The sequence below is a fragment of the Nocardia sp. NPDC003999 genome (assembly GCF_053604885.1).
This window is the reverse complement of the sequence record NZ_JBSGIB010000002.1, coordinates 681330-705796: the sequence shown is the minus strand read 5'-3', so window position 1 is coordinate 705796 and position 24467 is coordinate 681330. Positions and strand designations below refer to the sequence as shown.

At 69.4% G+C, this 24467-nt stretch carries 26 protein-coding genes and 1 pseudogene; 12 read left to right on the top strand and 15 right to left on the bottom strand.

From position 1 onward, the window contains the following. Positions 1 to 25: 25 nt before the first annotated feature. Entirely contained in the window at positions 26 to 637 is a 612-nt protein-coding gene (locus ACWESM_RS07140; protein ID WP_364436077.1) for a TetR/AcrR family transcriptional regulator, read from the bottom strand. A 109-nt stretch (positions 638 to 746) separates the two neighbouring features. On the opposite strand from ACWESM_RS07140, the gene ACWESM_RS07135 reads away from it, so the two are divergent. From ACWESM_RS07135 to ACWESM_RS07125, 3 genes are all read left to right on the top strand, one after another. Beyond that, positions 747 to 1394, top strand: coding sequence for an FMN-dependent NADH-azoreductase (locus ACWESM_RS07135; RefSeq protein ID WP_355081672.1), 648 nt, complete (start codon positions 747 to 749; stop codon positions 1392 to 1394). A 1-nt stretch (position 1395) separates the two neighbouring features. Then, positions 1396 to 1716, top strand: coding sequence for a DMT family transporter (locus ACWESM_RS07130; RefSeq protein WP_355081674.1), 321 nt, complete (start codon positions 1396 to 1398; stop codon positions 1714 to 1716). A gap of 158 nt (positions 1717 to 1874) precedes the next feature. Continuing rightward, positions 1875 to 2315 (top strand): OsmC family peroxiredoxin, encoded by a 441-nt coding sequence (locus ACWESM_RS07125; protein ID WP_355076714.1) that lies wholly within the window; start codon positions 1875 to 1877, stop codon positions 2313 to 2315. A 62-nt stretch (positions 2316 to 2377) separates the two neighbouring features. Here ACWESM_RS07125 and ACWESM_RS07120 read toward each other — a convergent pair whose 3' ends face one another. From ACWESM_RS07120 to mhuD, 4 genes are all read right to left on the bottom strand, one after another. Then, positions 2378 to 2860 carry a hypothetical protein gene (locus ACWESM_RS07120; protein ID WP_379250269.1) on the bottom strand — a complete coding sequence of 161 codons (483 nt, stop codon included), beginning with the start codon at positions 2858 to 2860 and terminating at the stop codon, positions 2378 to 2380. A gap of 35 nt (positions 2861 to 2895) precedes the next feature. Beyond that, on the bottom strand, positions 2896 to 3702 hold the full coding sequence (locus ACWESM_RS07115) for a CbtA family protein (protein WP_364436088.1): 807 nt from the start codon (positions 3700 to 3702) through the stop codon (positions 2896 to 2898). After that, a complete protein-coding gene (locus ACWESM_RS07110) occupies positions 3693 to 3887 on the bottom strand; it encodes a CbtB domain-containing protein (protein WP_039794710.1) in 195 nt (64 codons plus the stop codon). Before ACWESM_RS07110 ends, ACWESM_RS07115 begins: the two co-directional genes overlap by 10 nt. A 262-nt stretch (positions 3888 to 4149) precedes the next feature. Beyond that, positions 4150 to 4464 (bottom strand): mycobilin-forming heme oxygenase MhuD, encoded by a 315-nt coding sequence (gene mhuD / locus ACWESM_RS07105; protein ID WP_355076719.1) that lies wholly within the window; start codon positions 4462 to 4464, stop codon positions 4150 to 4152. A gap of 58 nt (positions 4465 to 4522) precedes the next feature. Between mhuD and ACWESM_RS07100 the strand changes: the two genes are divergently transcribed. Continuing rightward, on the top strand, positions 4523 to 5269 hold the full coding sequence (locus tag ACWESM_RS07100) for an alpha/beta fold hydrolase (protein WP_355076721.1): 747 nt from the start codon (positions 4523 to 4525) through the stop codon (positions 5267 to 5269). On the opposite strand, the gene ACWESM_RS07095 is transcribed toward ACWESM_RS07100, so the two are convergent. Beyond that, a complete protein-coding gene (locus ACWESM_RS07095) occupies positions 5266 to 6210 on the bottom strand; it encodes an A/G-specific adenine glycosylase (RefSeq protein WP_452491103.1) in 945 nt (314 codons plus the stop codon). The two genes, ACWESM_RS07100 and ACWESM_RS07095, sit on opposite strands and share 4 nt — an antisense overlap. A gap of 88 nt (positions 6211 to 6298) precedes the next feature. Between ACWESM_RS07095 and ACWESM_RS07090 the strand changes: the two genes are divergently transcribed. Together ACWESM_RS07090 and ACWESM_RS07085 are read left to right on the top strand one after the other, a co-directional pair. After that, positions 6299 to 6922, top strand: coding sequence for a carbonic anhydrase (locus tag ACWESM_RS07090; protein WP_355076724.1), 624 nt, complete (start codon positions 6299 to 6301; stop codon positions 6920 to 6922). Positions 6923 to 7046: 124 nt separating this feature from the next. Further along, positions 7047 to 7694 carry a hypothetical protein gene (locus ACWESM_RS07085; RefSeq protein WP_356963566.1) on the top strand — a complete coding sequence of 216 codons (648 nt, stop codon included), beginning with the start codon at positions 7047 to 7049 and terminating at the stop codon, positions 7692 to 7694. Positions 7695 to 7703: 9 nt separating this feature from the next. On the opposite strand, the gene radA is transcribed toward ACWESM_RS07085, so the two are convergent. Beyond that, entirely contained in the window at positions 7704 to 9101 is a 1398-nt protein-coding gene (gene radA, locus ACWESM_RS07080; RefSeq protein ID WP_452491102.1) for a DNA repair protein RadA, read from the bottom strand. A gap of 95 nt (positions 9102 to 9196) precedes the next feature. After that, positions 9197 to 9937: a hypothetical protein gene (locus ACWESM_RS07075; protein WP_355076730.1), complete on the bottom strand. Its 741-nt coding sequence runs from the start codon at positions 9935 to 9937 to the stop codon at positions 9197 to 9199. A 399-nt stretch (positions 9938 to 10336) separates the two neighbouring features. On the opposite strand from ACWESM_RS07075, the gene carD reads away from it, so the two are divergent. The 6 genes from carD to ACWESM_RS07045 all read left to right on the top strand — a co-directional run bounded on the left by carD (position 10337) and on the right by ACWESM_RS07045 (position 15009). After that, entirely contained in the window at positions 10337 to 10825 is a 489-nt protein-coding gene (gene carD, locus ACWESM_RS07070) for an RNA polymerase-binding transcription factor CarD (RefSeq protein WP_011206964.1), read from the top strand. Between the two features lie 2 nt (positions 10826 to 10827). Further along, a complete protein-coding gene (ispD, locus tag ACWESM_RS07065; RefSeq protein ID WP_355076732.1) occupies positions 10828 to 11553 on the top strand; it encodes a 2-C-methyl-D-erythritol 4-phosphate cytidylyltransferase in 726 nt (241 codons plus the stop codon). A 2-nt stretch (positions 11554 to 11555) separates the two neighbouring features. Then, entirely contained in the window at positions 11556 to 12023 is a 468-nt protein-coding gene (gene ispF / locus ACWESM_RS07060; protein WP_062968866.1) for a 2-C-methyl-D-erythritol 2,4-cyclodiphosphate synthase, read from the top strand. A 64-nt stretch (positions 12024 to 12087) separates the two neighbouring features. Further along, a complete protein-coding gene (gene cysS, locus ACWESM_RS07055) occupies positions 12088 to 13494 on the top strand; it encodes a cysteine--tRNA ligase (RefSeq protein ID WP_356963570.1) in 1407 nt (468 codons plus the stop codon). After that, positions 13494 to 14471 carry a 23S rRNA (guanosine(2251)-2'-O)-methyltransferase RlmB gene (gene rlmB, locus ACWESM_RS07050; protein WP_452491101.1) on the top strand — a complete coding sequence of 326 codons (978 nt, stop codon included), beginning with the start codon at positions 13494 to 13496 and terminating at the stop codon, positions 14469 to 14471. Before cysS ends, rlmB begins: the two co-directional genes overlap by 1 nt. 259 nt (positions 14472 to 14730) lie before the next feature. Beyond that, the gene (locus ACWESM_RS07045) at positions 14731 to 15009 is read left to right on the top strand and encodes a DUF4190 domain-containing protein (protein WP_356963572.1); all 279 of its coding nucleotides are present in this window, start codon (positions 14731 to 14733) and stop codon (positions 15007 to 15009) included. Between the two features lie 88 nt (positions 15010 to 15097). On the opposite strand, the gene ACWESM_RS07040 is transcribed toward ACWESM_RS07045, so the two are convergent. The 7 genes and pseudogenes from ACWESM_RS07040 to kstR all read right to left on the bottom strand — a co-directional run bounded on the left by ACWESM_RS07040 (position 15098) and on the right by kstR (position 24332). Further along, positions 15098 to 15904: an enoyl-CoA hydratase/isomerase family protein gene (locus ACWESM_RS07040; RefSeq protein ID WP_355076739.1), complete on the bottom strand. Its 807-nt coding sequence runs from the start codon at positions 15902 to 15904 to the stop codon at positions 15098 to 15100. Between the two features lie 55 nt (positions 15905 to 15959). Beyond that, on the bottom strand, positions 15960 to 17132 hold the full coding sequence (locus ACWESM_RS07035) for an acyl-CoA dehydrogenase family protein (RefSeq protein ID WP_452491100.1): 1173 nt from the start codon (positions 17130 to 17132) through the stop codon (positions 15960 to 15962). Between the two features lie 253 nt (positions 17133 to 17385). After that, positions 17386 to 18255 carry a metal ABC transporter permease gene (locus tag ACWESM_RS07030; RefSeq protein WP_355076743.1) on the bottom strand — a complete coding sequence of 290 codons (870 nt, stop codon included), beginning with the start codon at positions 18253 to 18255 and terminating at the stop codon, positions 17386 to 17388. Positions 18256 to 18950: 695 nt separating this feature from the next. Then, positions 18951 to 19808 (bottom strand): annotated as a pseudogene (locus ACWESM_RS07025) (metal ABC transporter ATP-binding protein); the annotation flags it as partial. Between the two features lie 4 nt (positions 19809 to 19812). Next, complete coding sequence (locus ACWESM_RS07020) at positions 19813 to 20694, bottom strand: metal ABC transporter solute-binding protein, Zn/Mn family (RefSeq protein WP_355076745.1); 882 nt, start codon at positions 20692 to 20694, stop codon at positions 19813 to 19815. Between the two features lie 157 nt (positions 20695 to 20851). After that, complete coding sequence (gene otsB / locus ACWESM_RS07015; RefSeq protein ID WP_355076747.1) at positions 20852 to 23425, bottom strand: trehalose-phosphatase; 2574 nt, start codon at positions 23423 to 23425, stop codon at positions 20852 to 20854. Between the two features lie 256 nt (positions 23426 to 23681). After that, entirely contained in the window at positions 23682 to 24332 is a 651-nt protein-coding gene (gene kstR, locus ACWESM_RS07010) for a cholesterol catabolism transcriptional regulator KstR (protein ID WP_039794748.1), read from the bottom strand. Positions 24333 to 24467 lie beyond the last annotated feature (135 nt).

Here is a 24467-nt window from a genome sequence, read left to right as displayed (position 1 = left end):
ACCGCCGGTTTCGTTTTCGGTTAGATCACCCGGCACCGAGAACGGTTTCGGCGATCATTCGCAGCGCGTGGGCGATCTGTCCGGGGGTCAAGCCGCGCTCACGTTGTTGCCGGTAGACCTCCGCTGCCAGCGGCGCGAGCAGCGGGTCGACCAATGCGTCCGGTTCGTGCATGCCCGCCGCGACCAGCAGTCCTCGTACATGCGCGTACCAGAAGCCGTAAGCACCGGTCGTGAAGCGTGCGCCGCCGATCTCGGCGCCCAGCACCAGATGCGCGTGTGTGTCGAGCAATTCGACCATCGCGGCGTAGAACGCGGCCAGCCGCTGTGCGGGGGGAGCTCCGGGGCCGAGCGGCGGAGGACCGGAAAGCAGTTTCTCTTGCAACGCTCGTTCGTGTTCGTCCAGTAGGGCCACCGCCACCGAGTTGGTGTCCGGATAACGCCGGTAGAGGGTGCCTCGGCCGACGCGGGCGGCCTTCGCGATGTCGTCCATCGTCACCGTGCGGGGATCTCGGGCGGCGAACAACTCCGCGGCGGCGGCGAGCACTTTGGCCCGGTTGCGTGCGGCGTCCGCGCGTTCCGGCGGGGTCGCCGACCGGCCCGGCCCGTGACCGGCGAGCAGGTCGGATCGGGGTTCCATGCCCGTGACTGTAGCCGATTCGGCGATAAGTGGACAATATGTCCACATTCACCGTATCGTCGATCTCGGAAGGAATCGGACGCTATGTCCACTTAATCGGAGGTCGGTCATGAGAACCTTGTTGCATCTGGATGCCAGCGCCCGGCGACGGTCGATCAGCCGGGAATTGAGCGCCGCCTTCGCGGACGCGTGGCGCGCACGGCACCCGGACGGCGGCTACCACTACCGTGACCTCGCGGCCGACCCGGTGCCGTTCATCGGGGAGGGGTGGACTCAGCTGTGCGACGCTGTGCTCACCCTGCCGAACACGGACGTAGAACGAATCGGTGAATTGGTGCGCACTCCCGAACATGCCGCCGCGTGGGAGATCGTCGAGCCCCTGCTGGCCGAGTTGCTTGCGGCGGATGTGATCCTGATCGGCACCCCGATGTACAACTACTCGATTCCGGCTTCGCTCAAGGCCTGGCTGGACCAGGTGACATTTCCGCGAATGTCGCTCGGCCACCGAAAGTTCGTCGTGACCAGCGCACGCGGCGGCGCGTACTCGCCCGGCGCTCCGAAAGCGGCCTACGACTATCAAGAGCGCTTCCTGCGCGACTTCTTCGCGGGCCATTTCGCGGTTTCCGACACCGTTTTCGTGCACGCGGAACTAGCCAATTCCCGCCAGGACCCAGCGCTGGCACACCTGCGTGCCGAGCACGACACGTCCTACGTCCGCGCTCTGGCCGCCGCGCGCGCTCTGGCCGGGGAGCACTGACGTGAACTGGGTAGTCCTCGCCGCCGCCGGAGTGGTGGAGATCGTCTGGTCGCAGAGCATCAAACCGACCGAGAACTTCACCAGGCTCGTCCCGACCCTGATCTGCTTCGTTCTCGGCGTCACCGCCGTGTATCTGCTGTCGCGCGCCATGCAGACGTTGCCGGTGGGCACCGCCTACGCCGTGTTCACCGGCATCGGCGCGCTCGGCGCGATCACCCTCGGCATCGTCGTCCACAAGGACCCCCTCGGTGCGGGGCGCTTGCTGGCCCTGGCGTTGATCCTCGGCGGCATCGTGCTGGCGAGGATCACGAACCCGGAGTAGAACTCCGCGCGGATTCGTTTGGCGCGCCGCTGCTTTACCGCGGGGCGCGCGTGCCCGGGGCGTCGGGCGAACCCGATCGGCGAACAGGTGGGCCGGGACGAATCGGCCGGGGTAGGTTCGTGCTGAATCGTGAAACGATCATCGGCGAAAGGACCGTGATGCCCACACGTACCGCGCGTACCGCCTGGACCGGCACCCTGCAGGAGGGTTCGGGGCAGGTCGAACTGGCCAGTTCGGGGGTCGGTAAGTACGACGTGTCGTTCCCCAAGCGCTCCGCCGAGGAGGCCGACGGCACCACCAGCCCGGAGGAACTGATCGCGGCCGCGCACTCCTCGTGCTACGCGATGGCGCTGTCGGCGCAGATCGGCAACGCGGGCGGCACCCCGGACAGCCTGGACGTCACCGCCGACGTGACCCTCGGCCCCGATCCGGCGGGCGGCTTTCGGATCACCGGGATCAAGCTGACCGTTCGCGGTCGCGTCTCCGGCATCGACGCCGACGCCTTCCAGGCCGCCGCCGAAGCCGCCAAGGCGGGCTGCCCCGTCAGCAAGGCCCTCGCCGGCGTCGACCACATCACCCTCGACGCCGCACTCGCGTAGTCCGCGCAGGCTTCGTGCCCCGCACCGTGACAAGGTGCGGGGCACGAAACCGTTGGGGGCAGTCAGCGTTTGCGGAAGTAGCGCCGGGCGTGGCGGGTGTAGAGAGCCGGGATGGCGATCAGCACGGCTGTGACGTGCACGGTGCGGAACGTCGCGAGCAGCAAGGACGCGGGTGCGGCGTCCCGGACCAGATCGCGCAATTGGTTCGCGGACATGGCCGCGGCCAGCGGCTCGATGATCAGGGACAGCAGGCCGAACACGCCGATGCCGACGGTGATCAGCAGGCGTGCCCAGCGGTCGCCGTAGGTCATGCGCACCGCGACGGCCAGCACCAGAAGGTAGAGCGCCGCGCGGAACCCCAGCCCCGTCGCGAGGCTCGCCGGGTCGGCAGTCGAGAAGGCGCGGACGGCTCGCGTGATCGCCTCGGCGCCACCCGCGACCAACGCGACGACCAGCGCGACGAACGCGACGCGGACGGCGCGCGGCGGTCCACCCGGGTGGACACGCGGCGAAGCGGGCCAGACGGAAAAGGCAGTGCCGGTCATGGGACCGACACTGCCTGAAGGTTTCCGGACGCGAATCAATCCCCGGTAGCGGCGGCTACCGGTACCCGGGTATCGGTACGCGTCGCGAACTCGGTGAGCGCCGCGAAACCGAGAGCAAGGCAGGCCCACAGGGTCGCGGTCTCGGCCAGCGACGCCACCCGGAACTGCCACAGCAGGGTGGCCGGGAAATCCGCGCTCACCTCGTTCACGCCGGGCAGCAGGACGTAGCCGAGGGTGGTGACCAGTACGAACGCGGCGACGCCACCGATCAGCCGGAAAGTGGGCAATTGCGCGCGCAGCGCGGTGAACGCCGCCACCGCCGCACCGACCGCCACGATGCCGAGCACGACGGCCGCCACCCACAGCAGGGTGCGTTCGTTGATGGTGTCCGGGTCGCCCACCGCCGGTGGGTTGGCCGGGTACTTGAAGAAAGGCACCGCGACGATCGCGGCCCAACCGGCCACACCGAGCGTCAGCGCGAGCCGCGGCCCGGACAGCGTGGTGTGGCGCCGCGCGAAATGCGCGACCGAGGCGTAGATGGCGCCGAGAGCGAGACCGGCCAACCCCAGGGCGAGAAACTGTCCGAACTTCTGGCCGCCGCGGCTCACCAGCGGTTCTTCCTCGTCACCGTGGGAATGCCCGCCAGGAGATTCGGCGTGCTCGCCGTGAGAGTGCCCGTCAGCGGCTCCGGCGTGTTCGCTGTGCGCTTCCTCGATGGCGATGGCCGCTTCCACCTTGGGTTCGCCGACGAAATAACCGACTGTGGCGGCCAGCAGCCCGGCGATCAGACCGGCCAGCAGGCCGCGCAACAGCAGTGTTCGGAGTGAACCGATCAGTGGCACGGAAGCCCCAGCAGGTGGCGTCCGTCGTGCATCAGCTCATGCAGATACATCCCGCTGCGCGAGATGACGCCCTGGTCGAAACCGACCAGGTACAGCGTGAGCAGTGCGAGAAGAACGACACCGACCGTGACGAGCACGGTGGCCAGGGAATCGGTTGCCCGGCTGGGTGAATGCGCGATGGCCATTCGAGTCCTCCTTGGGATACGCGTCCCGTAGGGTGGTGGCGCGACGGTGCCGGTGTCTGGCTTTCCGGCACCGGACTCGGTGCGTGGAACACAGTGGCGCGACCGCTCCGGAATCGCACCGGAATTACCGCGTCACCCTCGCGTTTGTCCTTCGAACTGTGACACCCGCACACCCCCGGCGTCAACCGGGTCCGGCACGGGCGTACCACGGCGTCGGGCGAGTCGCCGGGCAGGCGGGCCTGCCCGGCGGTGGGCCTCGGACTCAGTCGGCGGGCTTCGCGTCCACGTCGAGCACGACCTCGAACTCGAGCAGCGACGCACCGGTCGAGACCGGCTTCTGCCGCTCGCCCGCGTGCGCCTCGCGCGCAGGTCCGTCCCGCCAGGCCGCGAAGGACTCTTCCGAATCCCATTGGGTGACCACGAAATACCGCTTCTCTCCGGCCACCGGGCGCAGCAGCTGGAAGCCGAGGAAGCCGGGGGAGTTCTCGACCGCGTGCGCACGGTGGGCGAACCGCTTCTCCAGCTCGGGGCCCGCGCCCTCGGGAACCTCGATCGCGTTGATCTTCACAACAGCCATGTGTCCAAGCTAGCGGCTGATGCCGAGCAGATGCTCGGTGCCTCGTATTGTCGAACCGATGTTGCACGACGAAGGCGGAGCAGGCGCGCCGATCCTGCTGTTGCACGGCCTGATGGGCAGCGCGCGCACCTGGCGCGATCAGCTGGACTGGCTGCGCGAGCACGGCCACGTCTACACCTTCGACGCCGCCGGGCACGGCAGGCCCGCACCCGAGAAATTGACGACCGAGGCCTTCATCGCGGACCTCGCCACGGGCACCGCCGCGATCGCGGAACCGATGGTGGTGATCGGGCATTCGATGGGTGCGCTGCACGGCTGGGTGTTCGCGGCGACTCACCCCGACCGGGTGCGGGCGCTGGTGATCGAGGACATCGCGCCGGATTTCACCGGCCGCACCGCGACGCACTGGGCGGCGATGATCGAGGCCTGGCCGCAGCCATTCCCTGACGACGAAGCCGTACTGTCCTTCTTCGGGCCGGTCGCCGGGCGATATTTCCTGAACTCTTTCGAACGCGGGCCGGAGGGATACCGGCTGCACGGGTCGGTCACCACTTTCCGCGATATCTCCGAGGAGTGGGGGACGCGGGATTTCTGGCAGCACTGGCATGCGGTGCGAGTGCCCGCCCTGCTGCTGGAAGGCGAGCACAGCATCACACCGCCGGGGCAGATGCGGCAGATGGCCGCCGACCATCCGGGCGCCGACTATGTCTTGGTGCCCGGTGCGGGACACCTCGTGCACGACGACCAACCGGAGCGCTACCGAGCGGAGGTCGAGCGCTTCCTGCGGCGGGTCCTTGGCAGCTAGGGCAGGAGTCCATCTCGGCGTTCAGCTGTCGGCCCCAGAGTCCCGCCCTCGCCCGCCAATGCGAACAACCCGCCGGGTGTTTGTTCGATCAGTCCGTCCACCAGCAGCGAGTCCAACGCGCGGTCGCGCTGGCCCGGGTCGCGAGTCCAGGCCAGATCCAGGCGCACCCGCTCCACCGGGCCGCTCGCGGCGCGCAGCACGTCCAACAGCCGACCGCGCGCTTGGCGATCGGTGCCCTCGTACTTCTGCGTGCGGCGGACCACTTCGCTCACCGGTCGCCCGGCGGTGACCCACGCGCAGCTCGGCAGCGGGCAGCGCGAGCAATCGGGGGTGCGGGCGGTGCACACGGTCGCACCCAGTTCCATGAGGGCGGCGGAGAACACCGCGGCCCGATCGATCCGCAGCGGCAGCAGCGCCTCGGTCTCGGGGAGATCGCGCGACGACGGGTTGCCCGCTTCCGCGCGCCCGTGCACCGCCCTGGCAACCACCCGGCGGACGTTCGTGTCCACCACCGGAACGCGTTGTCCGTAGGCGAAACAGGCGACGGCGCGCGCGGTGTACGCGCCGATGCCGGGTAGCCCGAGCAGTACCTCCACGTCGGCGGGCACCTCGTCGCCGTGCTCGCTCGCCAGCACCCTCGCGCACTCGTGCAGCCGCAGCGCACGGCGCGGGTACCCGAGCTTGCCCCAGGCACGCAGCACTTCCGCCTGCGACGAGGCGGCCATCGCCGAAGGGACCGGCCAGCGCGCCACCCATTCCCGCCAGATCGGCTCGACCCGGACCACGGGCGTTTGCTGAAGCATGATCTCGCTCATCAGGATCTGCCACGCCGTGACGCCGGGGCGGCGCCACGGCAGATCCCGGGCGGTCTCCTGGTACCAGTCCAGCAACGTGTCGGCGTCGATGCCGTTCGGTGCGCCGTTCCGCACTGTCCTCACCATCCCCGTACTACTGCCGCCAGACGGTATTTGCCCGCCTGTAACCGGCCGAACTCGCTGGTAACCGTAACTGTCCTGCACAATGGTCGGTATGCCGGATTCCAACCCGATCAGTGCCTGGAAGTCCCTGCGCGAAGGCAACGAGCGCTTCGTCAGCGGTGCGCTGCTGCATCCTAGCCAGGGCGCCGCAGACCGGGCCAAACTCGTCAGCGGCCAGCACCCGCACGCGATCCTGTTCGGTTGCGGTGACTCCAGGGTCGCCGCCGAATTGATCTTCGACCAGGGCCTCGGCGACATGTTCGTGGTGCGTACCGCGGGCCATGTGGTCGACAGCTCGGTGCTCGGCTCGATCGAGTACGGGGTGCAGGTGCTCAACGTGCCGCTCATCGTAGTGCTCGGGCACGACAGCTGCGGAGCCGTGAAGGCCACTATCGACGCGCTCGACGGCGGCGAGGTGCCCGGCGGATTCATCCGCAGCGTGGTCGAGCGGGTCGCGCCGTCCATCCTGGTCGGACGGCGCGAAGGCCTGTCCACCGTCGACGAGATGGAGGCCAGGCACGTGGTGGAGACCAGCCGCCTGCTCATGCAGCGGTCGATGATCATCTCGCAGCGGGTCGCGACCGGTGAGTGCGCCATCGCCTGCGTGACCTACAAACTGGCCGAGGGCAAAGTGCAGTTGCACCGGGTTGTCGGCAACATCGGCGAGGTGGTCTGAGGCTGCCGCGCGCCCGCCATCGCCCCAGCGTGCCGGCGGAATGTACTCGTCGCCCTCGGGTGCGGGCGGCCGACACGCCGTGCCCCTGAGACGATGCGCCCGATGGTGCCCTTACCGTTGAGGCGTGCTGGAACCGAATGGACCGCTGCCACCGGAGATCTACTGGCGTCGACGCGTGTTCGCCATCGGGATCCTGGTGGTGGCCCTGGCGCTGGTGATCTGGGTCGTGCTCGCGGTCGCGCGTGGCGGCGACTCGCCCGGTGACACCGCGGCCGCCGGGACCAGCTCGGTCGTGACCAAGTCCGCCGACGCGGCGGCCAAGCCGTCGGGCGAGTCCGGCGCGCCGAAGTCCTCCGCGGCGGCAACCAGCGTCGCGGCAGGCCCGTGCCCGGACCAATCGCTGGCGATCAAGGTGACCGTCGAGCAGCCCACCTACAAGACGGGCGAGCAGCCGGTGTTCGGGATCGTCATCACCAACATCTCGGCGATGGCCTGCACCCGCGATATGGGTTCCGGTCTGCAACAGGTGTCGGTGCACACGCTCGACGGCCAGCGGCGCCTGTGGTCGAGCACCGACTGCTACCCGGACGGCCAGCCCGACGTCCGCACGATGAGCCGCGGCGAGCAGGCCGCGTTCACGGTGACCTGGTCGGGCACCACATCCCAGCCCAACTGCGCGGGCGAACGCGTCCAAGTCCCACCGGGTGCGTACAGCGTTGTCGCGCAATTGGGTTCGGTACGCAGCATGGCCGAGCCGTTCAACATCGCTTGAGAGGGTAGGTCAGCTGGCGGCCTCCTCAGGGGCGGCGCGTAGTTTGCGCAGGCCCGCTATGCGGATGGCGGAGCGGAGGTCGGTGACCTCGTGAATCTTCATGGTGCTTTTCACCGGGGCGAGGCCGGGGGGTACCAGGGCGGTGGTGAAGCCGAGGCGTTCGGCTTCGGCCAGTCTGCGGTTGAGGCCGGTTACCTTGCGGACCTCACCGGCCAGTCCGACCTCACCGAGGATCACCCAGCCCGGGGGGATCGGGACGTCGGACTCGGCGCTGGCGATGGCGAGCGCGATGGCCAGGTCGGCGGACGGCTCGACCAGGCGCATGCCGCCGACCGTCGCGGCGTAGACGTCGCTCTTGCCGAGGAACACCCGGCCGCGGCTCTGCAGGACGGCCAGCACCATGGCGACCCGGTTGTAGTCCAGACCGCTCACCGCGCGGCGCGGCTGCGGAATCTCGGTCTTCACGGTCAGGCCCTGCACCTCGCCGACCAGCGGACGCTTGCCGTCCATCGAGACGGTCACCGCCGTGCCCGGCACGGAATCCGTTCGATGGTGCAGGAACAGGCCGGACGGGTCGTCGACACAGGCGATGCCGTCCTCGTGCAACTCGAAGCAGCCCACCTCGTCGGCGCTGCCGAAGCGGTTCTTGATGCCGCGCACCATGCGCAGCGTGGAGTTCTTGTCGCCTTCGAACTGGAGCACGACGTCGACCAGGTGCTCGAGCGTGCGCGGGCCCGCGACGTTGCCGTCCTTGGTGACGTGCCCGACCAGCAGCACCGCGATCCCGCTCGCCTTGGCCAGCGAGGTCAGCGCGGCGGTCACCTCGCGCACCTGGGTGACGCCGCCGATCACGCCGTCCACCTCCGGGGCGAGCATGGTCTGCACCGAGTCGACCACCAGAAGCGTCGGCCGCACCTGCTCGACGTGTCCCAGCACGATCGACAGGTCCGATTCCGCCGCCAGATAGACCCGGTCGTGCACCGCGCCGGTGCGATCGGCCCGCAGCCGGACCTGCCCCGCCGACTCCTCGGCGGTGACGTACAGCGACTTCTCGTCGCGCTGAGCCGCCCAGCGATGCGCCACCTCGAGCAGCAGCGTCGACTTGCCCACCCCCGGCTCGCCGGACAGCAACACCACCGATCCCGGCACCACCCCGCCGCCGAGCACGCGGTCCAACTCGGTGACGCCCGTCGGCCGCGCTCTGGTGACCTTGGAATCGATCTGCGAAATCGGCGCGGCCGCGGTGCTCGGCAACATCGCCTTGCGCCCAGGAGACCCGACCGCACCTGCCGCGGCGACTACTTCGTCGACGGTGCCCCAAGCCCCGCATTCGGGGCACTTGCCCACCCATTTGGCGACTTCATGCGAACAGGCGGAGCAGCGGAAGGTCGGCTTGGTCTTTGCCACACCGGCACCATACGCACCAGGGCCGACAGTGTTTGATTTCCAGCGCCTGCGCCGCGAACACGCAGCGCCGCAGGCGCTGCGAATCAGACACAGCCTCAGTGACCGCCGGTGTGCTCGGCTTCGGCCGGGCCCGACTTGTCGGACTCGTGGCGCTCGGTGTGCTGGCCCGCGTCGACCGGGACCTGGACCTGGACGGTGCCGTTCTGCTTGAAGTTGAACGAGACGTTGTAGGTCAGGCCGGGGGCGATGTCCTTGGTCAGGCCGGTGATCTCGATCAGGATCGGGTTGGCCTCCGGGTCCTCGGCGGCGGCCGGGGAGCCGTGCGACTCGGCGGTGGTGGTCGGCGCGGCGGAGCGCGGCGCTGAGGTGGGCGCACCGGCGCTCGTGGTCGGCGCGGCGCTGGTGGTGGTCGACGCGGCCTCGCGCTTGACCGGCTGGCTCGCCGCGACGACGGTCTGCTGCGGGGCGAGTTCGACGACCGACTTGCCGGAGGCGGGGGTGATCTTGACGGTGCCGAGGTCGGTCGTGATGCTGGTCAGCTCGTCGGGGACGGACTCGCCGTTGTTGATGATGGACAGCGCGATGAGCGCCTTGCCGCCCTTGGCGTTGTTGTACGCGGTGCCCTCGGACGGGTACACGATGTGCACGTTGCGCAGCGCGATGCGGCCCACGTCGGCGTGGTTGCCGTTCACGGCGGCGACCTGTTCGGCGGTCTGCGCGATCTGGCCCGCGCCGCAGCCGGACAGCGCGATCGCCGCTCCGGCGGCGAGTGCGGCAACCGTCACCATGCGACGTCGCGCCCCCTTCGGGGCGGTCACAGCTTTCAGGGCAGTCACGGGTTGTCCCTCCATGTCGACCGGGCTCTGGCTCCGCGCGGGAGCGTAGTAACTAGGCAGCGTAGTAGTTCCCTCGAGAGCCCGGGCGCGGGGGCCGGGTCGAACTCGGGGTTCGGCCCGGGCGCATGCGACGGGGCCACGGGGGCGTCCGCGCCGACACCCGGCGTGTCGATAACGGTTCGATCGAACTTCGGAGGTTGCCACGAAGGTGCCGACGCGTGGGCGGCGAGCGGCGCCGACTCCAGCCGGGAGATAACCCGTTCTGGCACAACGTAATGCACACAGCCTGGCATCTGTCAAGCCCCACGGTTGCCTCGTTGTGGCCCTGACCTGCACAGTTGATCGCGCCGTTATCGAGTCGCATGTTAAACTGTGAACATCGAAAGGGGCACGGGACACATGATTTTTAAGGTCGGAGACACCGTCGTTTACCCCCACCACGGAGCGGCGCTGATCGAAGCAATCGAGACTCGCACCATAAAGGGTGAGCAAAAAGAGTATCTGGTCCTGAAGGTCGCCCAAGGCGATCTCACTGTTCGGGTTCCCGCGGAGAACGCCGAATACGTCGGCGTGCGTGACGTCGTGGGTCAGGAGGGTCTCGATCGGGTCTTCCAGGTGCTTCGCGCGCCGCATACGGAGGAGCCGACCAACTGGTCCCGCCGCTACAAGGCCAACCTCGAGAAGCTCGCTTCCGGCGATGTGAACAAGGTGGCCGAGGTCGTCCGCGATCTGTGGCGCCGGGAGCAGGACCGCGGCCTGTCCGCGGGTGAGAAGCGCATGCTCGCCAAGGCTCGGCAGATTCTTGTCGGTGAGCTCGCGCTGGCCGAAGGCACCGATGACGGCAAGGCTGAGACCCTGCTCGATGAGGTCCTCGCAGCGGCTTCCTGACCGTGAACACACCTGACAACGGTGTCCGTTCCACCGACGGACCCGTCGTTGCTCTGGTGCCTGCCGCCGGTCGTGGCGTGCGTCTGGGTGAATCCGCACCCAAGGCGTTCGTCCCGGTCGGCGGCACACCCATGGTCCGGCTCGCCGTCGAAGGCTTGATCGCCTCCGGCGCGGTCGAGCGGATCATCGTGATGGTTCCCGCCGAACTCGTCGACAGCGCCGTTGCCCTGCTGCCGCCCACGAATTCGGTCCAGGTGGTCGTCGGCGGCGCCGAACGCATCGACTCGGTGCGGGCGGGTATCGCCGCGGCGCCCGACGCCGCCTACTTTCTGGTGCACGACGCCGCCCGGGCGCTCACGCCGCCCGAGCTCATCGCCCGGGTCGCGGCGGAACTGCGGGCTGGCCGTCCCGCCGTGGTCCCCGGGCTCCCGGTGGCCGACACCATCAAGTCCGTCGACGCGGTCGGCGCGGTGACCGGCACGCCCGACCGCGCCCGGTTGCGCGCGATCCAGACGCCGCAGGGTTTCGCGGCCGACTTGCTGCGCTCCGCCTACGCGCCCGAGGGCATCCAGGCGACCGATGACGCGGGCCTGGTCGAGCGGCTGGGCGTCGCGGTCCACACCATTCCCGGCGATCCGCTCGCCTTCAAGATCACCACTCCACTCGACCTCCGGCTCGCCGACGCGGTGCTCGACGGCGCGGGCATCGGACGGGCGGTGACGCCGTGACCATGCGCGTCGGCATCGGCAGCGACGTCCATCCGATCGAAGCGGGCAGGCCCTGCTGGATGGCCGGTCTCCTGTTCGACGGCGACGACGGCTGCGCGGGCCACTCGGACGGCGACGTCGCCGCGCACGCCCTCTGCGACGCGCTGCTGTCCGCGGCGGGCCTCGGCGATGTCGGCGCGGTATTCGGCACCGGACGCCCCGAATGGGCGGGCGTCTCCGGCGCGGCCATGCTGAAGGAAGTGCGCCGCCTGCTGGACGAGGCGGGCTTCGAGGTGGTCAACGCCGCGGTGCAGGTGATCGGCAATCGCCCCAAGATCGGGCCTCGGCGCGCCGAGGCGCAACAGGTACTCGGCGAGCTGCTCGACGCCCCGGTCTCGGTGTCCGGCACCACCACCGACGGGCTCGGCCTGACCGGTCGCGGCGAGGGCGTCGCCGCCGTGGCGACGGCCTTGCTGCAAGCCTGTCGTTGATCCAGCTCCGACGGACCCGAGCCGGTCCGTGAACGACCTTATACACCAGCTAGGATCGACTGCCGTGACGCTGCGCCTCTTTGACACCGACACGCGGACCGTGCGCGATTTCGCGCCCTTGGTCCCCGGCCGTGCTTCGGTGTACCTCTGTGGCGCTACCGTGCAGGGCGAGCCGCACATCGGCCATGTGCGTAGCGGAGTCGCGTTCGACGTGCTGCGACGCTGGCTGCTCGCGCATGACATCGACGTCTTCTTCATCCGCAACGTCACCGATATCGAGGACAAGATCCTCACCAAGGCCGCCGAGGCGGGCAGGCCGTGGTGGGAGTGGGCTGCCACGCACGAGCGCGCCTTCGATCGCGCCTACGAACGGCTCGGTGTGCTGCCGCCGTCCGCGGAGCCCAGGGCCACCGGCCACATCACGCAGATGGTCGAGATGATGCAGCGGCTGATCGATCGCGGTCACGCCTACGCTTCGGAGGGCAACGTCTACTTCGACGTGGTCAGTTACCCCGATTACGGCAAGCTGTCCGGCCACAAGCTCGACGACGTGCATCAAGGCGAGAGCGCGGGCGAAGGCAAACGCGATCCGCGTGACTTCACCTTGTGGAAGGCGGCCAAGCCGGGCGAGCCGACCTGGCCGTCCCCGTGGGGCCCCGGCCGCCCCGGCTGGCACCTGGAGTGCTCCGCGATGGCCGAGTTCTATCTCGGTGCGGAATTCGACATCCATTGCGGCGGAATGGATCTGGTGTTCCCGCACCACGAGAACGAGATCGCCCAGTCGAAGGGCGCCGGTGACGGCTTCGCCAGGTACTGGCTGCACAACGGCTGGGTGACCATGGGCGGGGAGAAGATGTCCAAGTCGCTGGGCAACGTGCTCTCCGTGCCGAACGTGCTGAAGCAGGTGCGGGCCGTCGAACTGCGGTTCTACCTGGGCAGCGCGCACTACCGCTCGATGCTGGAGTACTCGGACAAGGCGCTGCACGACGCGGCGCAGTCCTATCAGCGCATCGAGGCGTTCGTGAACCGGGTGGTGGACCGGGCCGGTGAGATCCCGGTGGGCAAGTGGACCGACGCGTTCGCCGCCGCGCTCGACGACGATCTCGCGGTGCCGAAGGCGCTGGCGGAGATCCATCGCGCGGTGCACGAGGGCAACAAGGCGCTGGAGGTCGGCGCGATCGACTCCGCGCGCGACCTGGCGAGCCAGGTGCGTGCCATGCTCGCCATTCTCGGTGTCGACCCGCTCGATCCGCACTGGTACACACCGAGCGATTCCTCGGCCGCGCTGGGCGCGCTGGACGTGCTGGTGCGTGCGGAACTCGACCGCCGTCAGGAGGCGCGGGCCGCGAAGGACTGGGCGGCCGCCGACGCCGTGCGCGATCGTCTGCAGTCCGCGGGGATCGAGGTCACCGACACGGCCGGCGGTCCCGAATGGGCGCTCGGTGCGCCGCAACCCGGAAAGGCCAAGTGATGGCAGGCAATTCGCAGCGCCGCGGCGCGGTCCGCAAGAGCGGCAGCAAGAAGGGCGCCGTGGTCGGCTCCGGCGGCAAGCGCAGGCGCGGACTGGAGGGGCGTGGCGCCACCCCGCCCGCCGAGATGCGCACCAAGCATCCTGCCGCCAAGCGCGCGGCCGCGAAAACCAAAGCCGCGCAGGGCCGTCCGTCCGCTCGTGGCGCGGCGGCACGGCCCGCCGGACGCAAGACCGAGGACGGGCCGGAGTTGGTGCTCGGGCGCAACCCGGTGGTCGAGTGCTTGCGTGCCGGCGTGCCCGCGACGGCACTGTACGTCGCGGTCGGCACCGAGAACGACGACCGGCTGACCGAGAGCGTGCGGCTGGCCGCCGACACCGGTATCTCCATCCTGGAGGTGCCGCGCACCGACTTGGATCGGTTGAGCGCCAACGGTTTGCACCAGGGTGTCGCGCTCCAAGTGCCGCCGTATCGCTACGCCCACCCGGACGATCTGCTCGACCGGGTGCGCAACGCCGCCGAGCCCGCGTTGCTGGTGGCGCTGGACAACATCTCCGATCCGCGCAATCTGGGCGCGGTGGTGCGTTCCGTGGCGGCTTTCGGTGGCCACGGCGTCCTGATCCCGCAGCGACGCAGCGCGAGCGTCACCGCGGTGGCCTGGCGCACCAGCGCGGGCGCCGCCGCTCGGCTTCCGGTCGCCCGCGCGACCAATCTCACTCGCACGCTGAAGGATTGGGCGGCTCAGGGCGTTCAGGTCGTCGGCTTGGACGCCGGTGGCGATACCACGCTGGACGATTTCGACGGTCGCGAGCCGACCGTGATCGTGGTCGGCTCGGAGGGCAAAGGACTGTCCCGCCTGGTGCGGGAGTCCTGTGACTCGATCTTGTCGATTCCGATGGCGGGCCCGGTGGAATCGTTGAACGCGTCGGTCGCCGCCGGTGTGGTGCTGTCCGAAGTCGCCCGCCAACGCCGCGCCTGAGCACGTTCCCGTGCTGGACTCCCGTTGCCCGGCTCCGGGTGTCCCACGTCGCACTGGCACGCTCCGAGCTGCGGACGGCTCGTAGTTCGCGACGAAAAACGCAGCGCAACAACTGATCTAGCCAGAACATGGGTAGCTCACCGGGCACGCCCAGAACCCGAGTACCACTGAACGCAGGACCTGCCCCCGAATCTCGCGGCTCCCGATCCATACGGCCTAAAAACCCGGAGACGCCGAGGAGCCCAGTAGAATTCGGCTGGTGGTGATACCCAATCAGCCCATTGGCGCGCCGGTCGAGCATCCGAATGCGACGGCGGTGTTGTTTCTCGGCGCGGCGAGCGTCCTCTGCTGCGGAGTGCTGGGGCCGGTGGCGTGGGCGCTGGGACGGCGCGCGCTCGACCAGATCGAGGAATCCGGCGGCGCGTACGGTGGTCGCGCTCAGGTGCTGGTCGGCTACGTCCTCGGCGTCATCGGCACCGTCCTGATGATCGTCTTCGCGCTGCTGTTCCTGTTCATCGTGCTCGGCGGTAATGCTTGAGCGGCGCTGACCGAGTCCCGCGTGGGGCGGAGGGGCGCTACCGCCGGCGGTGACATTCCGCGGCATCGCACTCAGCCGGGCGAGCCGCCTAGTCCAGACTGGGCCGTTCGCGCCCGGCGGTGTCCCAGGCGGGCCATTCCGTGCTGACGCTGCCCGACCAGCTGGGCTGCCTGCGATCCCGGAACGCGGCCATGGCCTCGCCGCCGTCGATGCTCTTGGTCGCGTGCTGGTTGAGATCGGTTTCCAGTTGACCGACCATGGCCGGGTTCATCCCGAGCCCCTCCCAGAGCAGCCGCTTGGACAGTGCCACCGGTAGTGGCGCCGAGCCGTTCGCGATGTCGTGCGCGACGGCCAGCGCCGTCGGTAGCACCTCGCCCGCGGGCAGCGAGCTGTTGGCCACGCCCATCGCCTTCGCCTCGTCGCCGTCGAAGGTGCGCCCCGTCAGCATGATGTCGGCGGCGTTGGCCATGCCGACCAGCCTGGGTAGCGTCCAGTGGGCGTAGCCGTCGGCCAGCACGCCGCGGCGGACCTGATTCAGCCCGTACACCGCGTCGCGTGCCATGTACCGCAGATCGCACTGCAAGGCCAGGGCCAAGCCGATGCCGACCGCGTGGCCGTTGACGGCCGCGATCACCGGTTTGCGCACCCGCCACGGCGGCGGATCGATGGTGGCGCTGACCTCGCCCACCCGATTGGACAGGTCCGCGCCCGCGCAGAACGCGGGCGGGGTGCCGGTGATGATCACGGCACGGATGGCGTCTTCCGAATCGCAGCGCTGCAACGCGGCGCCCAACTCGGCGGCCATCGTGGGGGTGAAGGCATTCTGCTGGGCGGGCCGGTTGAGCGTGAGCACGGCGACGCCCCGGGAGACGTCGACGTGCAGTTCCGAACTCATGCCACAGGATGTTAGCCGACGCGCGCGCAGCTGACCCGGGGCCGAAAGTCCTCGGCTATCCGCGCAGCACCTTGCGCCCGATGGCGTACTTGTGCACCTCGGTGGGCCCGTCGTAGAGGCGGAAGGCGCGCATGTCCCGGAAGATCATCTCGACGACTGTCTCGTCGCTGATGCCGATGCCGCCGAGCACCTGCACGCAGCGGTCGGCGACCTTGAACAACTCCTCGGACACGAACGATTTGGCGATCGAACTCTCGTGCCGTGCCTTCTCGCCGTTGTCCATCAGCCAGCACGCGTGCCAGATGGTCAGCCTGCACTGGTGCAGGGCGATCTCGTTGTCGGCGAGCATGAACGACACGCCCTCGTGTTCGCCGATCGGCTTGCCGAACGCGGTGCGGGTGCGCGCGTGCTCTACGGCGATGCTCTGGGCGCGTTCGGCCGCGCCGAGCCACCGCATGCAATGGGTCAGGCGGGCCGGGGCGAGCCGGAGCTGGGCGTAGCGCAGCGCCTGGCCCGCCTCGCCGAGCAGCGCTTCCCTGGGCAGAGTCAGGTTGTCGAAGCGGACCACACCGTGCCCGGCGACGTAGTTGCGGTCCATCGTGTTCATCGTGCGTTCGATGACGATGCCGGGTTCCGCGCCGTCGGCCAGGAACAGCGTTGGGCCCTCGGGCAGATGCGGGTTGGCGGCGAGGCGGGCCATGATGATCCAGGTCTTCGCGCCGTTCGCCCCGGTGATCAGCCATTTGCGGCCGTTGATGGTGAAGTTCTCGCCGTCGAAGGCGGCGCTGGTGGCCAGCTGGGCCGGGTCGGAGCCGGCCCCGTCGGGCTCGGTCATGGCGAAGACCGAACGCTGGTGTCCCGCGACCACGGGGGCCAGGTAACGCTGGACCTGGCCGGGATCGGCCACCTTGGACAGCAGGAACATGTTGCCCTCGTCGGGCGCCGCGCAGTTCATCGCGACCGGGCCGAGCGTGGACCAGCCCGCCGCCTCGTAGATCACCGCCTGCTCGATGTGGGTCAGTCCGCGTCCGCCGAGCGAATCGGGCGCCTGCACGGTGAGCAGCTTCTCGGCGCGGGCGAGTTCGACGAGTTCCTGCCGCAGCTCGTCGGTCGGCCCGTGCGCGGTCAGGCGCGGGTCGCGCTCGTAGGGGACGATCTTGTCGATGACGAAGCGGCGCACTCGGTCGCGTTCGGCGGCGAGGTCGGCGGGAATCGCGAAGTCGATCATCGTTGGTCACCATTCGTTCGGGGGCGCGATGAGTCGAGCATACGAAAGCATTCGCCAACGACTGAAGGCGGCTGCCATCAAGTTGGTCCGGTTTCCGAGCTAGGCGCTGATCAGCACTGATAGCCGCTGGACTGGCGGTCGCGGCACCGCTCGGCGTTGCGCTCGCCATGAGGTCACCGCCATCACCCGGACGTCGATCGCGAGAACTTCTCGACATGCCGGTGCGGCGTCAGTAGACCGGCGCACGACGCCTTCAGCGGGCGTGCGCGAGTCTGCGGTCACGGGTGCCGAGCAGGCGGCAGGCCAGGTAGATCAGGAACGAGATCGTGGTGACGAAGGTCGAGACGGGGACGCCAGGCGCGAGCGACAGCAGGATGCCGCCAACGGCGGCGATCTCAGCGAACACCACGGCGAGCACGGTCGCTCGAACCGGGTCCGCGGTGAGCTGGGCGGCCGCGGCGGCCGGGGTGATCAGCAGGGCGAGGACCAGCAGCGCGCCGACGATCTGCACCCCGAACGCCGCCGTGATGCCCAGCAGGACCGCGAACACGATGGACAGCGCCCGCACCGGGACACCGCGCGCCACGGCCACTTCCGGGTCGGAACTGGCGAACAGTAGCGGCCGGTAGACGAAGGCCAGCACCGCGATCACTCCGGCGGTGCAGACGGCGAGCAGGCCGAGCCCGTTGTTGCCGACGCTGACCACTTGGCCGGTCAGCAGGGAGAATTTCGATCCCGCGCGATCGGGGCCCAACCACAGGAACAGCACCGAGAGTCCGAGCCCGAACGAGAGCACCACGGCGATCACCGAATCGCGTTCCCGCGCCCGCGCGCCGAGCAGGCCGAACAACACCGCCGCGACCACCGACCCCGCGATGGCCCCCAGACCGACGCCGACACCGGCCAGCAGCGCGGCGGCGGCTCCGGTCAACGAAAGCTCGCTGGTGCCGTGCACTGCGAACGACATCTGCCTGCTGATGATCAGCGGACCGATCACGCCGGACAGCAGCCCCAGCAGGGCCGCCGCGAGCAGCGCCTGCTGGACGAAACCGTAGGACAGCAGGTTCGCCGTGGTGCCGAAGTCGAGCATCTTGCCGAGGACGCTGGAGAGCTTGTCGGTCACGAACGCACTCCGCTCTGCTCGGGATCCGCCGTCGGACGGTCGCCGTCGCCTTGGATACGCTCCGCCGAAGCGTGGGCCGCCGTCGAACCGTTGCCGTGGATCGGGTGTCCGGACGCCACGTCGCCCGTTGCCGCGTTGCCGTTCGCCGGGCTGGGCGATGTGTCGACCGCGGATGCCAGGTTGCTCGATGTCGGTTCGGTCATCGGCGCACTGCTCACCGCCGGTTCGTTGGTCTTCGGGTCGATCGGCGTCGAGCCACCACTCGTCACATCGATGGTCGAGGGTGGGCCCGAGTTCGGGCGCACGGCGGTCGTCGGGACTGCCGGTGTTCGTTCGGCCGGAGCGGTGCCGCGGGTCGCCGCGTGGCCGGCTCGTGTGCCGGTTCCCGTGTCGGTCGAGGTAGCGGCGACGCGTGCCTCGTCGGTGGTCGGCGATCGGCCTGAAGTCGGGGCGGCGGTCGTCGGGACTGCCGGTGTTCGTTCGGCCGGGGCGCTGCCGTTGATTGCCGAGCGGCTGGTTCGTGTGCCGGTTTCCGTGTCGGTCGAGGTAGCGGCGACGGCGGCATGCGCTGAGGTCGGTGCTGAGGGGACCGGCTCTTCGACGGATCCCGTGGTCGAGGTGGCGTCATCGTCCGGTGCGGGGCTTCCGGCGGAATCGCCGTGGGCGAACTCGTCGCCGGCCGGGCCGTGGCAGTGGCCGCCCGCGGTGCCGAGCGCGTCCATGGTGTCGCCGGTGCCGACGACCACCAGACGCCCGCGTACCCGTAGTACGTCCACCTGGGTGCGGTACAACTCCGACAGCACCGCCGAGGTCATCACCTCTTCCGGCGTCCCGATCCGGAACCTGCCGTCGACCAGGTACAGCACCCGGTCCACCAGGGGCAGGATCGGGTTGATCTCGTGCGTCACGAAGAGCACCGCGGTGTCGTGAGTGCGCCTGCGGCGATCGATGAGCTCGGCGACCAGTCGCTGATTCGCCAGGTCGAGGCTGAGCAACGGTTCGTCGCACAGCAGCACCTTCGGATCGCCGACCAGCGCCTGCGCCACCCGCAGTCGCTGCTGTTCGCCGCCGGACATGGATTCCAGTGGCGCGTGGGCGAATCGCTCGGCGCCCACGTCGGCGATGGCCGCGGCCACCTTCCGCCTGCGTTCGGCGCGGGAGCGCAGCCCGAGCCCCCAGCGATGCCCGTCGACGCCGAGGCCGACGAGATCGACGCCGCGCAACTGCACCCCGGCGTCGATCGTCTTCTGTTGCGGTATGTAGCCGATGTCGTGATTGCCGGTGCGCGCGGGAGAGCCCGCGATCCGAGCCGCGCCCGAACTCAGGCCGACCTGACCCAACAGCACCTTCAGCAGCGAGGTCTTGCCCGAACCGTTCGGCCCGAGGACCGCGACGAATTCACCCGGCGCGACAGTGAGATCCAGCCCCTCCCAAAGGGTTCGGTCTCCGAACGACAAGCGGGCGGCCTCCAGTCGCACCGCGGCCGATTCGCCGATGGTCGAGCGCCGTTCCACCTCGTCGGCGTGTGCGGTCAGCGCGGCTCCCTTGTTCATCTGCTCAGCCCAGCGCGGCGGCGAGCGCCTGCGCGTTCTTCGTCTGCCACTGAATGTAATCCACGCCGTCGGGCAGGGTCTCGGTCACCTCGACGACGGCGACGCCCGCGCTCCGCGCGGTCGCGCGCAGGTCTTTGGTGATCTTGTCCTCGGTCTGCACGTTGTAGATCAGGGCGCGGACCCGCTTGCCGGTGAGCAGGTCCTGCGTCGCCGCGACGGCCGCGGGGGCCGGGTCGGTCTCCTGCTCGATGGCTTCCTGGAACTCGTGCGGGGTCCGGTCGTCGGCTCCGGTGGCGACCAGGAGATAGTGCGCGAGGGGCTCGGTCTGCAGCACCGGCGTTTTCGGATGCTCGGCGGCGAGTGCGCCGGTGATGGCGGTAACCGCGGCGAGCCGGTTCTTGAACGTCGTCGCGCGCTCGGCGTAGGCCGCGGCCTTGCCCGGGTCCAGTTCGCCGAGTTGGGCGGCGATCCGGTCGGCGACCACGTCGACGGTGCGCACGTCGTACCAGACGTGCTCGTTGTCGTCGCTCTGATCGGCCCGCAGGGCGAACGCGTCCACGGTGCGCTTGTTCGTGCCCGCCACCGCCTTCTCGGCGAACCGGTCGTAGCCGCCGCCGTTGTAGACCACGAGGTCGGCATCGCTGAGCGCCGCCGACTCGACCGCGGAGGTCTCGTGCGAGTGCGGGTCGGCGGACGGATCGGTGATCAGCGACCGGACGGCGGCGTCGGGGCCCGCGACGGCGGCGGCGATATCGCCCCAGACGTCGGTGGAGGCGACGACGGTCGGGCGTCCGTCGTCGTTGGAGCCGCCGCAGGCGGTCAGCGTCAGGGCGGAGACGACTCCCACGGCGATACCTGCGCAACTGATGGCGAATCGGGTTCTCACGTGGGGTACTCCTGGCCGTGCTCTAGATCATAATGGAAATCGTTCCCGTTAACTCTAGCAGGGGCCGTCAAGCGTTCGGATGCGACGCCCACCTGGAAACCGAATGCGAAGGGCCCGTGAACGATTCCTCGTTCGCGGGCCCTCGGCTCCTACGTGGTCAGACCAGCGCGGCCTCCACCGGCTGCCCCAGCAGCTGCGCGCAGCGCAACAGGCCCAGATGGCTGTACGCCTGCGGATGGTTGCCGAGCGACCGTTCGGCCACCGGGTCGTATTCCTCGCTGAGCAGCCCGGTCGGGCCCGCCACGTCGACCAGCTGGGCGAACAGCGCCTCGGCGTCGGAGCGCTTGCCGATCAGCAGGTACGCCTCGACCAGCCAGGCCGCGCACAGGTGGAATCCGCCCTCGCCGCCGGGCAGGCCGTCGTCGTGGTGGTAGCGGTATACCGTCGAGCCGCTGCGCAGCTCGGCCTCGGTCGCCACGACCGTCGCCGCGAAGCGCGGGTCGGACGGGTCGATCAGGCCGCTCAGCCCGATGTGCAGCGTCGCCGCGTCCAGGTCGGTGCCGTCGTACGCCGCGGTGTAGGACTGCACCTCGTCGTTCCAGCCCTTGGCCTTCACCTCGTCGGCGATGGTGTCGCGCAGCACCGGCCAGGCCGGATCGGCCTCGCGATCGAACTTCTGCGCCAGGGTGAGCGCCCGGTCGACGGTCAGCCAGCCCATCACCTTCGAGTACACGTGGTGGCGGGGGTTGCCGCGGATCTCCCAGATGCCGTGGTCGGGCTCTTGCCAGCGCCGCTGCACCGCCGAGACCATGGCGCACACCAGCTCCCAGTCGGCGTCGGGCAGCACGTTCGCCGGATCGGTGACGCCGCGCAGCTCCCTGGCGTGCGCCAGGGTGGCGATGAGGTCCACGATCGGACCGAAGACGTCCAGCTGAACCTGCATGTTGGCCGCGTTGCCGACGCGCACCGGGCGGGAGCCGGCGTAGCCGGGTAGCTGGTCGATCGAGGCCTCCGGCGGCAGCGTCTCGCCGTACAGCGTGTACAGCGGGTGCAGCCGCTCGGGGCCGGGCAAGGTCTCCAGCACGCGGTGCACCCAGCCCAGGTAGTCCTCCGCCTCGGCGAGCGAGCCGAGCGAGACCAGCGACTGCGCGGTCAGCGCCGCGTCGCGCAGCCAGCAGTAGCGGTAGTCCCAGTTGCGCACGCCGCCGATGTCCTCGGGCAGCGAGGTGGTGGCGGCCGCGAGGATCGAGCCGGACGGCGCGTGCACCAGGCCGCGCAGGGTCAGCGCCGAGCGCTTCATCAGGTCGGGCTTGAGCGGCGGCAGTGTGAGCGTCCCCGCCCAATCCGACCAGTACCGCTGCGCCTCCCGCCGCCGCTCCGCCTCACTGGCCGGGGCGGGATCGAGATCGGCGGTGCCGCAGCGCAGTTCGAGCACGACCGGCCCCTTGGACGGATCCACGACGGCCCGTGCCGACTCGTGGGTACCGTCCGAGACGATCTCCCACCGCACGCCGGGTGAACGCAGCACGATCGGGTCGTTGGTGCCGTACACCCGCAGCCCGCCCTCCTGCGCCTCGAGGTTCACCGGCACCTGGCCGAACTCCGGGCGGGGGGCGAAGGTGACCACGGCCTTCGCGTCGCCGGTGATCACCCGGGTGAGGTCGGTGCGGGTCGGGGCTACGTCGTGCGGCAGGTAGTCCGTGACTTGCAGTTTGGCCCAACGGGTTTCGACGGTCATCGTGCCGTCGACGTAACGCTGCGACAGCGGCAGGCCCGGCCGCTCCGGCTCGATGGTGAAGTGGCCGCCCTGCGGGCCGCCGAGCAGGTGGGCGAACACCGCGGCCGAATCGGGCTCGGGGTGGCAGAACCAGGTCACCGTGGCGTCCGGGGTGAGCAGCGCGACCGAGCGCGGGCTGGCCAGCATGGTCAGCCGCTCGATGCGCGGCGCGCTCGCGCCCGCCAGCCAGGTCCGGCGCTCCTCCAGCAGGTAGGCCAGCGCGCACGCCACGGCCTCGGTGCTGTCCACCCGGAACTTGGCCAGGCTCTCGCCGTCGCCGACCTTGATGCCGACGTCCGGGCCGGACAGCACGCGGAACGCCTTCTCGTCGGTGACGTCGTCACCGAAGAACACCGCGGCCGAGGCCCCCGCCTGATGCCGAACGGTGTCCAGTGCGGTGCCCTTGTCGGTCTGCACCACGGCCAGTTCGATGACCGCCTTGCCCTCGGTGACCTGCACGCCGAACCAGCACGCCGGACCGAGCCGGACCTGCGACAGCGCGCGATGACCGATCTCCGGGCTGGCGTTGCGCACGTGCAACGCGACACTGGCCGGTTTGATCTCGACGGTGACGCCGGGGTTGTCCGCGGCGACCTGATTCAGGGCCGTCTGCACCTCTTGGAGCAGATGCTTGGCGTCGTTGTCGATCGCGTGCACGAAGCCCACGTCGAATTCCGAGCCGTGGCTGCCGATCAGTTGCACCTCGACCGGAAGGCGGGACAGCGCCGCGAGATCTCGCAGCGCGCGGCCGGAGATCACGGCGGCAGTGGTCCCGGTCAGGCCGGCGAGGGCTCGTAACGCGCTCACCGATTCCCGATGGGGAAAGGCTTTGGTCGGGTCGGACACGATGGGCGCGAGTGTCCCGTCGTAGTCCGATGCGACCAACAGCCGTGGCACGCGCGCGACCGTCGACAGTGCACGGCGAAGTTCCAGTGGCAGATCCTGTGCGCTCACGCATCCAACCTAGTGATCGGAGGAGTTTTTTCAGGGGGCGGGCAAAACAATACTGTGTTGAATTTGCCGCACAGAAGCGCGCCGGTTCGCGTGCGCACGATAACGCACACCTGAACCGGTGTCCGGTAGATCTGCCCAGCTAACGGCAACGGGATCCGAGCGGGTGAGCTTCGTCGCAGCACAACGAGCTATTCGGGCCCGGTGGGGTGACCGGGCGCTGATTCGCTCGCTGTGTGCTGAGAGATCCCGCTAGAGCTTACTGGTTGCGTTCGCCCAGGAGGAGGTCGACGGTCAGTTCCAGTCGTTCGGTCACGTCGGTGGCCGAGGCGCGCCGGGTCAGCCAGGCGACCAGATTCGACAGCCACACGTCGCTGATCACCCGCGCGATGGCCAGCTGGCGTTCGGTGGGCTCGCCGTCGTTCATCGCGCGGGCGAAGACGCGGTCCATCACCTTGCCGACCCGGTCCACCTCGGCGGCGGCCGAGGCGTCGGCGAACATGAACGCGCGGGTCATGGCCTCGGTGAGCAGCGGGTCGCGCTGCATCATCCGGGTGATCTGAGTGAGCAGCAGGTGCATGCGCTCCTGTGGGGACTGCCCGGCAAGCGGCTTGCGTTTGCCCTCGATCTGCTCGAACTCGCGCGACAGCGCCGAGACCAGCAGGTGCACCTTCGACGGGAAGTAGCGGTACAGCGTGCCGACCGCGACATCGGCGCGCTCGGCCACCGCGCGCATCTGCACCGCGTCGTAACCGCCCTTGGACGCGAGCGCCAAGGTCGCGTCCAGGATCCGCTTGCGCCGCTCGCGCTGCGCCGCCGAGCTCAGCTCGTCCTCGCTGAGCGTGGTGACCGTGGCGGCGGGCCGTCCCGCGCTCGGGTCGGCTGGCTGCGATCGGGACGGACTGGCCATTGATGAAAGTCCTTTCCGGAAACGTCGTTTCGTCGGCTGCGTGCGCGGTGTGGCCGCGGCGGTCTCTTGACTTCCGCCCGGCTAGGATATTAGAACATGTTCTAGGTGTGGGAGTCACGCCGGAAAGGCGGTATG